A 15,564-nucleotide genomic window follows, 5' to 3' on the forward strand; every position below is an offset into this window, starting at 1 on the left:
TCCTTCAATGTATAACTGCTCAAAGTAGCTTTGATCAACGCTCCTATAGCCCCTCTCTACATATTTCTTCTAAACGGATAGCCTAACCAATACCCATCACCCTCCAAAGAATATTACGACCATTATGAACACCACAGATACCGACAAACTGGCTCATCTTTACCAAAATGATCGCGCAAATATCTTTCTCATCGAATTTTTCTACAATTCTTCGAAAATAAACTATCTGGCGTTTTTTCGCGCATAAAGAGAAAACAGACTTCTCCGCACTCTTATCACCAATTATCCGTAAGCTCCCTCATCACACCAATGTCTTCAGTACAAAAAAACACAACACCAATCTCTTAGTTATCTGAAGAAAACATTTCTCTAGATTCTGTTTTTTGTTTCCTGCACCCCCCACCGAATCTACTCTGCATTATACCATAGAGCGCAAAAAAGGAAAGATAGCATCCTATCTTTCCTTTCAATGTTAAAGAACTTCAAAATCGAAATCTATGAAATATCGGCTTATTGCAGAGAATGTTACGACTTGCTCTGCTGCCCCTCCACCATAGGAATGACTGAGACATACGAACGATTACTTGCTTTCCTTTGAAAAGAGACCGTTCCATTTGACAGTGCAAAAAGAGTATGATCTTTGCCAATACCAACATTGTCACCAGGATGCCAACGCGTACCACGCTGGCGAACAATAATATTTCCAGCGATAACAGCTTCACCACCAAATTTTTTAACGCCAAGACGTTTTGATTCTGAATCGCGACCATTACGCGAGGAACCACCAGCTTTTTTATGTGCCATGGACGTTGTTCTCCTTTAATCTTCTTTACTATTTGACGCTACAGCTGCTTTTTTCTGCGATGCGGACTTTTTGGTCGTTTCCTTAACAGAAGCAGTTGCTTTTGTTTCTTTTGTCGTTTCTTTTGATTCAACTGCTTCCTTTTTAACTGGCTTTGCAGCTGCTTTTTTAGGCTTTAAACCACCCATTAAAATTTCTAAAATACGAAGTGTTGTAACCTCTTGGCGATGACCACGCGTGCGTTTCGAATTTTGGCGACGGCGCTTTTTAAATGCAATCACTTTACGTGCACGTCCCTGCTCTACAATCTCAGCCGTAACCAAAGCATCAGCAACAAAAGGTGTACCGATAATGGTATTATCCTCTTGCCCAATGATCAATATGTCATTGAATTCAACAACATCACCGGTATTTCCAATAATTTTTTCAACTTTCACCACCTGGTTAGCAACAACACGGTATTGCTTACCACCAGTTTTAATGACTGCGAACATTTTTTATCCTTTCGTTCACTCCAGCTCTTATTTGATGTCTGCCTTATCAATAAGGGAAAAATAGGCTGCTTTTTATCAGTCGTAATAGATTTCAAGAGAGATACAAACATTCTCCCAAACACAAATACGCGCGGATTTCTCCACGCCTATTTTTTAGCATATATGACGGAATTTCCGTTCTCTGTCAATAAAGTCCCATAAAAAAGCAAAAAAGGGTTGTGCTAAAATCAATTGAAGGTTATCTACCCGCCATACACTCAAACAGTGCAAATTTTATTGCACTTTCATGTGGAGAGATGGCTGAGTGGTTGAAAGCACCGCACTCGAAATGCGGCATAGGGGCAACTCTATCGGGGGTTCAAATCCCTCTCTCTCCGCCAGAGTATCAGCCAAAGTGGCATTCATTAAAATATCTTTACTCCGCACGCCTCGCTTGAATATGTGCCAACAACCCTAATGTTGAACTATCGCGGTTATTCGCTTCACCTTCTCCGCGGAGAATTGGTAATAATTCATTTGCTAATTCTTTGCCAAGCTCAACGCCCCATTGATCAAATGAATTAATATTCATCAAAATACCTTCGACAAAAATACGATGCTCATAAAGTGCAATAAGACGACCGAGCGCAAAAGGTGTCAATAAATCTTGAACCAGCATAATACTGGGGCGGTTTCCCTGAAAACTCTTATGAAGTGCTAAATTATTGGTCTCACACTCATCAATTCCACTTTTTATAAGAATACGCCGAGCATCTTCAACACTACGTCCCTTCATCAAGGCTTTTGATTGCGCTAAACAGTTTGCTACCAACATTTCATACATAGGATGTAAATTCTGCTCATGCCCTTTTATAAATAAAATAAATTCCACAGGAATAACATCTGTTCCTTGATGCAAAAGCTGAAAAAAAGCATGTTGTCCATTTGTCCCTGAATCACCCCAAACAACCGGACCACTTGAAAAAGTTAATGATTTGCCATCCAAAGAAATCTGCTTACCATTTGATTCCATATCAAGTTGTTGTAAATAAGCTGGAAAGCGCGCTAAACGCTGTGCATAAGGAATGACAGCACGTGATGAGTAACCACAAATAACACGATGCCAAAACCCTAAAAGCGCAAATCGAATAGGAATATTTGTATGTAAGGGTGCCGTTTTGAAATGTTGATCCATATGCTGGGCACCATTGAGAAATTGGCGAAAATTCTGGCCTCCGATGGCTAACATAACAACAAGACCAATGGCTGACCAAATCGAATAACGCCCTCCAACCCAATCCCAAAATTTAAAAATTCTTGAAGAATCTATGCCAAATTCTGCTACCTTATCAAGCGCACTTGAAACAGCAACAAAATGCGTGCAAACAGCTTCTTCCCCTAAATGAGAACGAATCCATTGACGTGCAACTTGAGCATTTACAATTGTTTCAGCCGTTGTAAAAGTTTTAGAGGCAATAACAAACAGCGTTGTTGCCGGATTCAAAATAGCAAGAGTATCAGAAATATGAGCACTGTCAGCATTAGAAACAAAATGACAACGCGGACCATCATGATAAGGTTTTAAAGCATGTGTGACCATTGCGGGTCCAAGATCAGAACCACCAATACCAATGTTCACAATATCGGTTATCTTCTCACCGCTGCTTCCCTTATAGCTGCCATCGCGTACCATTTCAGAAAATCGTTCCATATGAGCAAGAACATCCTGAATATCTTGAACAAGATCATTCCCATCCAAAATGAAAACTTCCTCAGCAGGCAAACGTAAAGCAATATGAAGAACCGAGCGCTTCTCAGTTGTATTAATGGCTTTACCGGAAAACATTGCCTCACGCTTGCCTAACACATCTGCTGCAACAGCCAAATCATCTAGGAGCTGTAACGTTTTAAATGTTACGCCACATTTCGAAAAATCGAACAGGAAATCATCAAGCCTTAAGGAAAAATGGGAAAAACGTTGTTCATCCTCTATAAAATGCCGACGAATATCATAAACCCCATCCCTTGCAGCGTGCCTTCTTAAAGCTTTCAAAGCTGCCTCAAAAGCTTTTTCGTTTCGAATTGATGAGCTATCTCCCATGGACTTATCCCACATGGTTATTGACAATAAAATCTCCGCACACACAATAACAAAACAGAGAACATCTCCTTTATTGCAATCAATTCTTACTGCTCATATACACTCATATACACAAGGAAGTGGTGCAAAAAGCGAAAAAATAAAACCTGAAAATGACATTTTTAAAACGAAAGTAAAAAAATTATCAAATTCTCCATACCAATCAATCATTCAACTTGGCTGAGTTCTTTTGTTAAGCGTAGTGCTTCTTCTGATTTTGGTCTCACAAAACGTCCAAGAAAAAGATAAACAACTGGTGTGACATAAAGAGTAAAAATAGTTGCTAAACCTAAACCGCCAACGATAACCCAACCTAAAGCTATACGTGCCTCTGCACCAGCACCTTTGGCTAAAACCAAAGGAATACCCCCTAAAATGGCACAAATCATCGTCATACAAACGGGACGAAGGCGAATATTTGCCGCTTCTTCTACAGCTTCACGCACGCTTTTCCCTTGATCACGTAACTGATCTGCAAATTCAACAATAAGAATACCATTTTTAGCCATAACCCCAACCAGCAAAATTAAACCAATTTGGCTATAAATATTAAGACTCACTCCACTTAAAAGCATAGCAATTACAGCACAACCAATTCCTAATGGTACAGTAGCCATAATAATAAATCCTGAAACAAAACTTTCAAACTGTGCGGCCAAGACTAATAGAATAATTATAAAGGCAATTCCAAAAACAATCATAAAATTGGAAGATGTTTCACCAAGTGTAGCAGCTTCCCCTAAAGGAACAATATAATTTCCTTCTGATAACAAAGGAGCAGCAATTTTCTGCACAGTTTGATAAGCACTTCCTAAAACGACACCTGGAGCAAGATTTGCGCTTAAAATAACAGCATTCATGCGTTTCTCTCGTTTTAATTGAGGCGCAATAGCTCTTTCATGCAAATTCGCAATAACTGATAAAGGAACATATTGATTGCCCTTGGTTTTTAAAAAGATATTTTCCAAATCATGAGGATTATTAATAGGATTCTTACGCGAAGTCAGTTTAACATCATAAGAATGATCATCTACATAAACAGAACCAATTTTTTTTCCATCTAACATTGCTTGCAATGTATTGCCCAAATTGGTAATATCAATCCCTAAATCAGAAGCTTTTTCCCGATTAATTTCAATAAAAAATTGTGGTTGCGTTGCATCAACAGTAAGCCGTGGACGAATAAAATGCGGATCAGATTGCAAAGCACGCACAAGCTTATCAGCAATTGGCTGTAATTTGGTATAATCATTTCCAAGAATTGCAAATTGTAATCCTTGACCAGTTCCTCTAACACCTAAAGAATTTCCCTGGGCAGCAAACACAAAAACTGCTGGAAACTGTCTCACCTTTGCATTAACATCTTCCACAATCTCTTGTTGACTACGTAAACGCTTGTCCCAAGATGAAAGCAATAAAATCAAAAAAGCGGTATTGGACGAACCTCCAATGCCGGCAATAGAATAACTGTTAGCAATCTCTCCAGAATCACGTAACGGCTGTAAACTCGCTTCAATTTGTTCTACCTGCTCATTTAGATATTGTGTTGAAATACCCTGTGGTCCATTAATGACTAAAAAGATAAGAGCTCTGTCTTCTGCTGGCGTCAATTCTTGTTGTAATTTCATATAGCCTCCAACACAAAGACCCGCGAAAATAAGCGAAGAAAAAACAACAGTCCAAGGTCTTCCCAAACATTTATGCAGACTATAAGCGTACCACGTACTTAAGAAAGAACCCAATTTATTCAGAAAAGTAAAATGATGCGCTTCTTCCTCATTACCCTCAACATGTTCTTTAAGAAAACGTGAGGCCAACATAGGACAAAGCGTTAAAGCAACAATCGAAGAAAGCAGAATAGAAATTGCCAACACAAAACCAAATTCTCTAAAAAGTGAGCCAACTTGTCCAGGAAGGAAAGAAATCGGCACAAAAACAGCAACGAGAGTCAATGTAGTTGCTAAAACAGCAAAAAAGACTTCCCGTGTTCCGATCACCGCCGCCGAACGAGGACCTAACCCCATATTGCGCCACCGAACAATATTTTCAAGAACAACAATCGCGTCATCCACTACAAGCCCTGTTGCTAAAACAAGTCCTAGAAAGGTGAGAATATTCAACGAAAATCCCACAAGATAAATGGCAGCAATTGTACCAATTAAAGCAACAGGAATAGATAAGGCGGGAATAATCGTTACACGAATATCTCTAAGAAAAAGAAAAATAACCAAGATAACGCTGAGAACAGCAATAATCAATGCCATCTCAACCTCATGAAGTGCGCCCTTAATGAAAAGTGCATCATCACTAATAACACTTATATGCACAGAAGAAGGAACAACAGTTTTGAGATGATTAAGAACTGCTCGAACACCTTGAGAAATATTAAGGGTATTTGATTGTGCTTTACGCACAATCCCCAATCCAATTCCAGTCTTTCCGTTGATACGAAGAATAACAGTTTCTACATCAGGCGACAAAGTAACATGCGCAACATCACCAAGACGCACATGAGGTTTTAAAACAACTTGTTCAAAAGCTTCTGGTGTCGTTAAACGCGCAGTAGCACGTACAATTAAAGTTTGCTTGGAATTGCGTAATGACCCCACAGGCACATCAGTAGTCATATCAGCAAGAACACGTGAAATATCCGCCACAGTCAACCCATAGCTAGCAAGTTTTGCTTGATCAACATCAATCTGAAAAATCTTCGTGCGAGCACTATCAACCTGGACATCACCAACACCATCAACGGCAGAAAGCGCATCAACAATTTGATCATTTACGACCATTGTTAAATCGTCAATACTCATTGTTGGTGAAGTTACAACCAAATACATCATTGCAGCAGCATTCGAATCTGCTTTAATAATCAGAGGTGAATCGGCATTTTTGGGTAAAGAATAGGAAATGCGAGAGAGAGCATCGCGAATATCAGATGCTGCAATATTCAAATCAACACCGACATTAAAATTAATCTCTACACGGGAACGGCCAAAAGAAGAAGTTGAAGAAATCGTTTTAACACCTGAAACACGAGAAACGGCATCTTCTATAATTTTCGTAACTTCACGATCAATTGTTTCCGCTGATGCTCCAGCAAAAGCTGTCACAATTGTTGTCACTGGAGTATCAACATCTGGTAGTTCGCGTACATCAACGTTCAGCCATGCAGCAATCCCTGCAATCACAATCATAGCATTCAAAACAAAGGTAAAAACCGGCCTGCGAATAAATAAAGCGATTATACTACCTTGCTCCGCCTGTGCCATAGGCTGTTTGGTATTAAATTCCTGACTCATTATACATTCTGCCCATGAAGTGCTGATAATTGCTGTTGATGGGCTTTTGGATTATCAAGAGTGACCCTACTTCCTGGATGGAGCATCTGTACTCCCTGTATGACAACTTGATCACCATTTTCTAGGGGCGCCTTCACAAAAACTTGATCTTCTCTATGCTGAATAATTGATACGGGAATCAATTCTGCCTTACCCTCCCTTACACGCCAAACGAATGATCCTCTACTGTTCCATTGAACAGCAAGAGGATTAACGACAGGAAAAGCATCACCACTGAATTGAAATACAACAGAAAAAGACATACCAGACATGAGGGTATCTTTTTCATTCTTAATTTCAACTTGAACATGAAGTATGCGGCTTTCTGGATCAACGACATTATCAATCGCATAAATATGACCAACAAAAGTCTTCTCCGGCTGCGTCGTTAATATTGCAGTTATTTCATCTCCTTTATGTATTCGCGACACATATCGTTCAGGAACCCACACATCGACTAAAATGCGCTCTCTATTCTCAATATGGCCTATTGTAGTGTTAGGAGTAACAGCATTGCCTTCATCAATGGGTAAAATCCCAACAACTCCGCTGATCGGCGCACGGATTGTTCGCCGATCGAGGTCTAATTCAGCATTACGCAAAACCAAATTTGCGTTATCCAACTCTAAGCGTGCAGTAATTTCCTGAACCTCTGTTGCCGTATTGCTGGCACGTAATTTAACAATCCGCGAAAGCGTTAAAGCACTATTATCACGCTGTACCTTTGCTTTTGCAGCCGCTATTTCTTCCTTTTTAGAATCAAGCTTTGCAATCACATCACCCACTTTTACTTTTGTGCCAGCGGACACAAAAAACTTCTCAACAACACCAGATGACCAAGGCGTCAACTCCACCGCAGCAAATGCTTGTCCACTCCCAAGCACATTCAGCTGTTCATAAAAATCCTGAACTTTTACAAGATCAACGACGACATTCGTCGGTGGCCTTCCCGTTGATGCCTTTAAGGTTTTATTTGATGCACTTGTTGTTTTATTCACTATAGGAATGAGTTGTTCCGAACTCTGTTTCCCTGCCCAATAAGCAACCATCAAAACGACAACGAAAAACACCAGTGGAAAGATCTTTTTTAACAACCCCATACATCTATCCTTGCTGTGTCATAAATGCGTAAATTTATCTGAAACAGTTTTCAACAGTTACATCCGAAGTTTCACACAAAAACCGAATTGCAGGTAGTGTATCTTACCCCCACCGAAAAAACATATCTCATCCGTACCTGACTATATTGCGTAGCTTAAAGCGTCAAGTTAACTATTGTTCATATTGGTCAAAGAAACTACTCTGCAAAAATCCAAGGGAAATTAGAAATATATTGTAGCCTTTTTTAATGTATCATAAACGAAGTGATAAAATTTTCATTTTCACCAAGTTTCACTTGCAATTTCTCAATGAAACGATTAGGAACCCTTTGTCTTAATAAGATAAAAAATTAAAAATTTTTGCACCCGTAGCTCAGCTGGATAGAGCACCAGACTACGAATCTGGGGGTCAGGAGTTCGAATCTCTTCGGGTGCGCCATCATAAAAATTCTCATTTTTCTTTAGTTATGTTATTGGGTATAGTAAACAGTAAGCTCCTTTTTGAGCTACCTTTCTAACGTACTTATAACGCCATCAACAGCTCCATAATGCTCTTTCGACTGCGAATCAGTCCTTTTCTTTCCAGAGTATTTTTAGCAGCACCAGGTATCTAACGGGGTTTTCACTGTTTAAAATGAAAATCTTCGAAGAACTCTCTTTTTAAGATTCAAAACAAATATTCTATTCTCTTCTAGAAAATCTTCGCCATTTTAACAAAATCCTCCTCCACAAAATTGCCAGAGCTATAACATTTTTTTCAGTAAGATATAGGAAATCTGACTAAAATAAATTGTTGGGAAAATCAAAAAGCGCAATAATACAACTCTCATGAAAAATTTAAAATAGTAGTAGCAAAGCGTTTTTCTTATAATCGTTACTTTTCTATAAAAGGTTATCGGAACTAAATGGAGCATTTTTTCCAAAAAAAATTACAGCAATAAATTCTTTTGTCTCATTTTAAGCATTCCCTCTTGCAGAGTAATAATCCACTTTTATGATATTTTACCTTATTTCTATGTGCTATATGTTCTATTGTCCTCTTATAGGACCCACCCTAAATATCAATAAAAAACAAGTTTAAAGAATTTTTCTATGCCTAAAACAGATATTGAAATTGCTCGCACTGCTCAAAAAAAACACATCACTGAAATTGCGCAAAAAATTGGTATTACACATGAAAATCTCATTCCTTATGGAAATGACAAAGCTAAAATTTCTTCTGCATATATAAAATCACTGAATAAAAATCCGGATGGTAAACTTATCCTCGTCACTGCAATCAATCCAACACCTGCCGGAGAAGGAAAAACAACGACAACTGTTGGACTAAATGATGCACTCAATCTCATTGGAAAAAAAACAATAGCCGCCTTGAGAGAACCATCTTTAGGCCCCTGTTTTGGTATAAAAGGTGGTGCCGCTGGAGGTGGTTATGCCCAAGTCGTACCGATGGATGACCTTAACTTACATTTTACTGGCGATTTCCATGCCATTACTGCTGCTCATAATCTTCTTGCTGCAATGATGGATAATCATATTTACTGGGGTAATGCTCTAAATATTGATCCACGCCGCATTGTTTGGAAACGAGTCCTTGACATGAATGACCGTGCATTGCGCGATATCGTCATTTCATTGGGCGGAATAACCAATGGTTTTCCACGTCAAACAGGTTTTGATATTACTGTTGCATCAGAAATTATGGCTATTTTTTGTCTTGCCGAAAATCTAGAAAATCTTACGCAAAGACTCAAAAAAATTATTATTGCCTATCGTTATGATAAAACGCCCGTGACAGCTGCTGATCTCAACGCAGAAGGTGCAATGACAGTCCTCCTTAAAGATGCTATGCAACCTAATCTTGTACAAACAATTGAAAATAACCCTGTTCTTGTCCACGGAGGACCTTTTGCCAACATTGCTCATGGCTGTAATTCAGTTATAGCAACAAAAACTGCCTTAAAATTCGCCGATTATGTTGTCACAGAAGCAGGATTTGGAGCAGATCTTGGAGCAGAGAAATTCTTCAACATTAAATGTCGACAAGCAGGCATTGCACCAGATGCTACAGTGATTGTCGCAACAATTCGCGCATTAAAAATGAATGGTGGTGTGGATAAAAATAATCTCAAAGAAGAAAATATCTCCGCTTTACAAAAGGGAGCTGCTAATCTTTTACGGCATATTAAAAACATGGAGCACTACGGTATCCCTTGTGTTGTGGCTATCAATCATTTTGATACCGATAGCGATGCTGAAATAAGTACATTACAAAAAATAGTTGCAACAACCGGACACAAAGCTGTTGTCTGCAAACATTGGAAACAAGGTGGAAAAGGTGCCATAGAACTCGCACAAGAACTTGTTAGCTTAATTGAAGAAAAAAATGCCCAGTTTAAATTTCTGTATCAAGATGACCTCCCGCTTGTTGAAAAAATTAATTGCATTATAACCAACCTATATGGTGGACGCGGCGCTATAATCGCAGATCATGTTATAAAGCAGCTGGAATGTTGGGAAAAGGAAGGGTATGGAACATACCCTATTTGTATGGCGAAAACACCCTACTCCTTTTCTTCTGATCCCACACAATACGGTGCTCCTACTGATTTTGAAATACCTGTACGAGAAGTTCGCCTCTTGGCGGGTGCTGGCTTTATTGTCGTTATTTGCGGAAATATCATGACCATGCCCGGCTTACCACATTATCCTGCTGCTGAAAAAATTTATCTTGATGGAAATGATGAAATTCAAGGACTTTCATAAGCTCAAACCTGTAAACTCAATCATTCATTATGAAAAACTCTTTATAACGAAAAGAATAGAATTTTAAAAAGCGATATAGACAAGCACCTCATTTGTGTGATATATGCTTTATGGTATATGTCCTTTTAGATATATGTTTAAAGGGCAATAGGTTTTTCCTAATCATTTATGACACTGAAAAAAAGCAGGATAAATAGTGCAAGTACTCGTTCGTGATAATAATGTTGATCAAGCGCTACGCGCGCTTAAGAAAAAAATGCAGCGTGAAGGCATCTTCCGTGAAATGAAAATGCGTGGATATTATGAAAAGCCATCGGAGAAGCGTGCGCGGGAGAAGGCTGAAGCTATTCGCCGTACACGTAAACTTGCCCGTAAACGTGCACAAAGGGAAGGTCTTGTTAGCAACGGCCGTGCTTCTGCTGTAAAATAGTAATACTTTTACTCTTGTTGATGTGTTATAAAGTTGCGTTGGCAGTGTTGTAAAAATATCCAAAGAATTTGTTTTTATTCGATGCTATGAGTGGAATTTTTTTCACTTTTGGTTTTCTTCGTTGGGTATTGTTTGGTTTTTCCGTTATCCGACAGGATGGTTGATCCTTTCCTAAGTAATATTAGGGGGGGCTTTTGGCCATTTAAAGCAATAGGATAATAAACCATCATTTGAAATTATTAGGGGCATCTGTGCCAGCGCAGGATGTATTGCATGCAAGGTATTCTGCTGTTATTTCTTAATGCATTTTTTGCGTACAAATCCTCTGAATTTTCTTATATAGACCGAAAATCCGACATCTTTCAATTTCCGTGTATCACATTAGACTGAAAAGCACGCATTACTATTATAATATGCAATTGTGTCCCTAAAAATATGATATCGGAAAGGCGATCTCCCCCCCCCCCTAACTTATTAAACAAAGCGATGAAACTCTATAACTTTTAGTGTTTCATAATGATCCGAAATTAATATGTGCCCATGTAGTGTGATCCGCTTTTAACGTATACAGCATTGCCAATTAATAAAATCGTGGTAGCCTATGAGCAAACTGAAAATTCTGTAAAAAGCGTTGATACTGAAAACTACCAACTTTACGCTTATAAAAGCACAAGTCAGCCCTAGAAATACATTGACCTACCCTCAATGTTGCTCATGCTCTTGCATTAAGACAGTTCATAAAAAGCATTTTTATTCTTTTCTTAAATGGTTTTTATTCCCACAACAAATTCACTTGTGCCATGCAAGCGAATGTTTTTTATTACTCGGCATAACAGAAGTTAAAATGAGAGAATTCTACGGCATGCAGAGCTCTTATCCGATATCCAAAATGATGAATTATCATTATAAATCAATGTCTTGCATGCATTACAAAGCATTGCTTTTCACATCACACATTAATCTCTTCATTAACCTGTCATTGAACAATTTTTTGATCATAATACGCGTATAGCTGTATTTCTATTTTAAAAAAAACCAAACAGATAGACACAACACCCTATTTACTCCCATCTTCCATGTAAAATCTGATACAACTCGCAAGGCACGCAACCCTCTCCACATTTGTTTCAAACATGGACTGCACGAAAACTAGATGTCGATTTAATTTACAAACATACTCTTTCAACAAAGTGTCCATCAAAAAATTCAAATTTTTGTCTTACTATTTTGTTATTTTTGTAACCATTTCCTCCTTGTTTAGATCTCTTTAACTAGCGATATGCCATAGATTTGATCAGCTCTCGATCCTATCTTCCAGATCTTAGATTGGCTAATATATAGAAATGAAGAGTAAAGGGTTTAAATGTGCAACATTCTAGTTGGTTTCAATTTTTCGTGCTCATATCATGTATCTTGGTATCAGAAGTGTTTATATTTAATCCACCTCGTTTTTTGCATGCACAAACACTTAATGAAAATTTAGGACCAAGTGGTTTACCACTCCCTCGGTTTGCTTCGATTAAACCCACCCGTGTTAATGTGCGCGTCGGGCCAGGAAGCAATTATTCTATCATCTTTACTTACAAAAAGCAGGGCTTGCCTATTGAAATCATCCAAGAATATGATCAATGGCGCAAAATTCGCGATGCAGAAGGTGATGAAGGGTGGGTTTATCAATCGCTTTTATCGGGAAAGCGAACCGCTATAACTATCCCATGGCAAAAAGATAAAACAAAAAGGCTGATGCTACGTAAAAACCCTGCAGACAACGCAGAAGTTGTGGCAGAAGTAGAACCCAATGTCATCGGTAATATTCGCCAATGCGACGGACACTGGTGCGAACTCAACCTTAATAATACTCGTGGATGGCTTCAACAATCACAGTTATGGGGAATCTACCCTGATGAAAAAGTAAAAGGTTGATAAATTTTAAAAGCAAAAAGTTTAATTTTTATTCCTTATTGAATTCTCTAAAGCGCTATAATCAAGCTAGCTTTTTTGGTTTTAACCGAACTATCAAATCAACATGCGAAATTTCCATACCTTCCGGTGGTTGAGGCAAATTCCCAATAATAGGAGCTTCTTCCAAATTGCAAGGAATATCAAGAATACGATTTTCGCCTTCTATATAAAAATGATAGTGATCAGACGTATTGGTATCAAACCAAGTCTTTGAACCTTCTACAGCAATAATCCGTAATAATCCCGCTTCCGTAAACTGATGAAGCGTATTGTAAACAGTAGCTAAAGATACAGGCACACCCAACCTAATTGCCTCTTCATAGAGCTCTTCAGCAGCAATATGACAGTTGCCTTTAGAAAAAATCATATTGGCAAGTTCTAACCGCTGGCGTGTTGGTCGCAAACCATTTTGACGCAAATGCTTCTCTAACATAGATATGGAATAATAATGCACTACCTCCCCACAATCCTTTGTGGACTGTTCCTCTTCATTCAAACCTAAATTGTCTGCACTCACTGACATATTATAAACCACAATATATTTTTGTTCCAATAAAGTTAAAATACAAAAAGATGGGAACAGTTATGATATAATTTTTTATTCCATTTTTAATAGCCACCCTGGCAGAATACATAAAAAAGGGCTTTTGTCATTAAAAATGATATAAAATCATTTCCCTCTCCTTAAAATTTGCTCTAAAAGTAGGTTGGGGAAAAGCGCAGAATGAAAATATACGCAAATAAACGGAGTAACAATGACTGAACAAAAGTCTCGCTACACTTATGAAGAGCTTCTAAGCTGCGCTCGCGGCGAAATGTTTGGTAAGGGTAATGCACAATTACCAGCACCCCCAATGTTGATGATTCATCGAATCACCAAAATCAGTGAAACTGGCGGTGAATATAGTAAAGGAATGGTTCGTGCCGAATTTGATATTACTCCAGACCTATGGTTCTTTGATTGTCACTTTATAGGCGATCCGGTCATGCCAGGATGTCTTGGCCTGGATGGCTTGTGGCAATTAACAGGTTTTTTTCTCGGTTGGCTAGGTGAACCAGGAAAAGGACGGGCTATATCAACAGGTGAAGTAAAATTATCAGGTATGGTAACTCCACAAACCCAACTTCTTGAATATGGAATAGATTTTAAGCGTATTCGGCGTGGAAATTTGGTCTTGGGAATAGCAGATGGATGGGTGAAGGCAGATGGAGAAACCGTCTATAAAGCGAATGATTTACGCGTTGCTTTATTTAAAGAAGCCTAAAAATTATTTCCGTCAGAAGAGATATCTTATTATTCTCTATAAAACAAGGAGGTATGAATGCGTCGAGTTGTTGTAACAGGAATGGGTATTGTCTCTGCGATTGGAAATAACCCTGGGGCCGTTTTAACCAGTTTACAAGAAGCAAAATCTGGGATTTCTTACGCACCTCAGTATGCTGAATTAGGCTTCCGTAGCAGAGTTTACGGTAAACCCGATATTAATATAGAAGAATTAGTTGATCGACGCGCTCTACGTTTTCACGGACGTGGAACAGCTTGGAATCATATCGCCATGGATCAAGCAATTGCCGATGCAGGTTTGGAACCTCATGAAGTATCAAATGAACACACAGGTATTATTATGGGCTCTGGAGGCGCTTCAACTCAATCCATTGTTGAGGCTGCTGACATTACACGCCAAAAAAGTCCAAAGCGCGTTGGTCCATTTGTCGTACCTAAAGCGATGAGTTCTACAGCATCCGCAACACTCGCAACTTTTTTTAAAATTAAAGGAGTGAACTATTCAATCTCTTCTGCTTGTGCCACATCTAATCATTGTATTGGCAATGCTTATGAAATAATACAATATGGCAAGCAAGATCGCATCTTTGCTGGTGGCTGTGAAGATTTGGATTGGACACTCTCTGTTTTATTCGACGCTATGGGTGCCATGTCTAGCAAATATAATGACGTACCAGAAAAAGCTTCCCGCGCTTATGACGCTAATCGTGATGGATTTGTTATTGCTGGTGGAGCCGGCGTTTTGGTTCTTGAAGAATTAGAACTCGCTAAAGCACGTGGTGCAAAAATCTACGGAGAAATTGTTGGTTATGGTGCTACATCCGATGGGCACGATATGGTCTCTCCCTCTGGTGAGGGAGCAGAGCGGTGCATGCGTATGGCACTTGCAACTGTAAACAATAAAATTGATTACATCAATCCCCATGCAACAGCAACGCCTGTTGGTGATCCTCCTGAAATAGAAGCGATCCGCCGTATCTTTGGAGCAGGTGATCAATGCCCACCAATTTCTGCCACAAAATCTCTGACAGGTCATTCCTTGGGTGCAGCAGGTGTTCAAGAAGCAATCTATACACTGTTAATGATGAATCATAATTTTATTTGCGAGAGTGCCCATATTGAAGAGCTTGATCCAGCTTTTGCAGATATGCCAATTGTTCGTAAACGTCGCGATCATCAACAACTTAATACTGTATTGTCAAATACATTTGGCTTTGGCGGTACCAATGCAACGCTCGTTTTCCAACGCTATGCATGAACAGGGG

The 15,564-nt window shown here is 38.9% G+C and carries 11 protein-coding genes and 2 tRNA genes; 7 read left to right on the plus strand and 6 right to left on the minus strand.

Going from position 1 to position 15,564, the window contains the following annotated elements; translation table 11 throughout:
• Positions 1–525: 525 nt before the first annotated feature.
• Together rpmA and rplU are read right to left on the minus strand one after the other, a co-directional pair.
• On the minus strand, positions 526–804 hold the full coding sequence (gene rpmA / locus QHG54_RS05330) for a 50S ribosomal protein L27 (RefSeq protein ID WP_317992652.1): 279 nt from the start codon (positions 802–804) through the stop codon (positions 526–528).
• Between the two features lie 15 nt (positions 805–819).
• Positions 820–1,296 carry a 50S ribosomal protein L21 gene (rplU, locus tag QHG54_RS05335; protein ID WP_317992651.1) on the minus strand — a complete coding sequence of 159 codons (477 nt, stop codon included), beginning with the start codon at positions 1,294–1,296 and terminating at the stop codon, positions 820–822.
• 290 nt (positions 1,297–1,586) lie between these two features.
• Here rplU and QHG54_RS05340 point away from each other — a divergent pair.
• Positions 1,587–1,676 (plus strand) — tRNA-Ser (locus QHG54_RS05340).
• Positions 1,677–1,711: 35 nt separating this feature from the next.
• Here QHG54_RS05340 and pgi read toward each other — a convergent pair.
• From pgi to QHG54_RS05355, 3 genes are all read right to left on the minus strand, one after another.
• The gene (gene pgi, locus QHG54_RS05345) at positions 1,712–3,376 is read right to left on the minus strand and encodes a glucose-6-phosphate isomerase (protein ID WP_406603981.1); all 1,665 of its coding nucleotides are present in this window, start codon (positions 3,374–3,376) and stop codon (positions 1,712–1,714) included.
• 206 nt (positions 3,377–3,582) lie between these two features.
• Positions 3,583–6,717 carry an efflux RND transporter permease subunit gene (locus tag QHG54_RS05350; protein WP_406603982.1) on the minus strand — a complete coding sequence of 1,045 codons (3,135 nt, stop codon included), beginning with the start codon at positions 6,715–6,717 and terminating at the stop codon, positions 3,583–3,585.
• Positions 6,717–7,856: an efflux RND transporter periplasmic adaptor subunit gene (locus QHG54_RS05355; RefSeq protein WP_317992648.1), complete on the minus strand. Its 1,140-nt coding sequence runs from the start codon at positions 7,854–7,856 to the stop codon at positions 6,717–6,719. The genes QHG54_RS05350 and QHG54_RS05355 overlap by 1 nt, the downstream gene beginning before the upstream one ends.
• Before the next feature lie 362 nt (positions 7,857–8,218).
• Between QHG54_RS05355 and QHG54_RS05360 the strand changes: the two genes are divergently transcribed.
• From QHG54_RS05360 to QHG54_RS05375, 4 genes are all read left to right on the plus strand, one after another.
• Positions 8,219–8,295: transfer RNA gene (locus QHG54_RS05360), tRNA-Arg, on the plus strand.
• 653 nt (positions 8,296–8,948) lie between these two features.
• A complete protein-coding gene (locus QHG54_RS05365) occupies positions 8,949–10,622 on the plus strand; it encodes a formate--tetrahydrofolate ligase (protein ID WP_317992647.1) in 1,674 nt (557 codons plus the stop codon).
• A 196-nt stretch (positions 10,623–10,818) separates the two neighbouring features.
• Positions 10,819–11,052 (plus strand): 30S ribosomal protein S21, encoded by a 234-nt coding sequence (rpsU, locus tag QHG54_RS05370; RefSeq protein WP_317992646.1) that lies wholly within the window; start codon positions 10,819–10,821, stop codon positions 11,050–11,052.
• A gap of 1,365 nt (positions 11,053–12,417) precedes the next feature.
• Complete coding sequence (locus tag QHG54_RS05375) at positions 12,418–12,975, plus strand: SH3 domain-containing protein (RefSeq protein WP_317992645.1); 558 nt, start codon at positions 12,418–12,420, stop codon at positions 12,973–12,975.
• A gap of 61 nt (positions 12,976–13,036) precedes the next feature.
• Here the strand turns inward: QHG54_RS05375 and irrA are convergent, their stop codons facing one another.
• The gene (irrA, locus tag QHG54_RS05380; protein WP_317994004.1) at positions 13,037–13,537 is read right to left on the minus strand and encodes an iron response transcriptional regulator IrrA; all 501 of its coding nucleotides are present in this window, start codon (positions 13,535–13,537) and stop codon (positions 13,037–13,039) included.
• A 232-nt stretch (positions 13,538–13,769) separates the two neighbouring features.
• On the opposite strand from irrA, the gene fabA reads away from it, so the two are divergent.
• Positions 13,770–14,279: a 3-hydroxyacyl-[acyl-carrier-protein] dehydratase FabA gene (gene fabA, locus QHG54_RS05385; RefSeq protein ID WP_317992644.1), complete on the plus strand. Its 510-nt coding sequence runs from the start codon at positions 13,770–13,772 to the stop codon at positions 14,277–14,279.
• A gap of 57 nt (positions 14,280–14,336) precedes the next feature.
• Positions 14,337–15,557: a beta-ketoacyl-ACP synthase I gene (gene fabB / locus QHG54_RS05390; RefSeq protein ID WP_317992643.1), complete on the plus strand. Its 1,221-nt coding sequence runs from the start codon at positions 14,337–14,339 to the stop codon at positions 15,555–15,557.
• Positions 15,558–15,564: the final 7 nt, after the last annotated feature.

Source organism: Bartonella gliris (genome assembly GCF_045277155.1).
Classification (GTDB): domain Bacteria; phylum Pseudomonadota; class Alphaproteobacteria; order Rhizobiales; family Rhizobiaceae; genus Bartonella; species Bartonella gliris.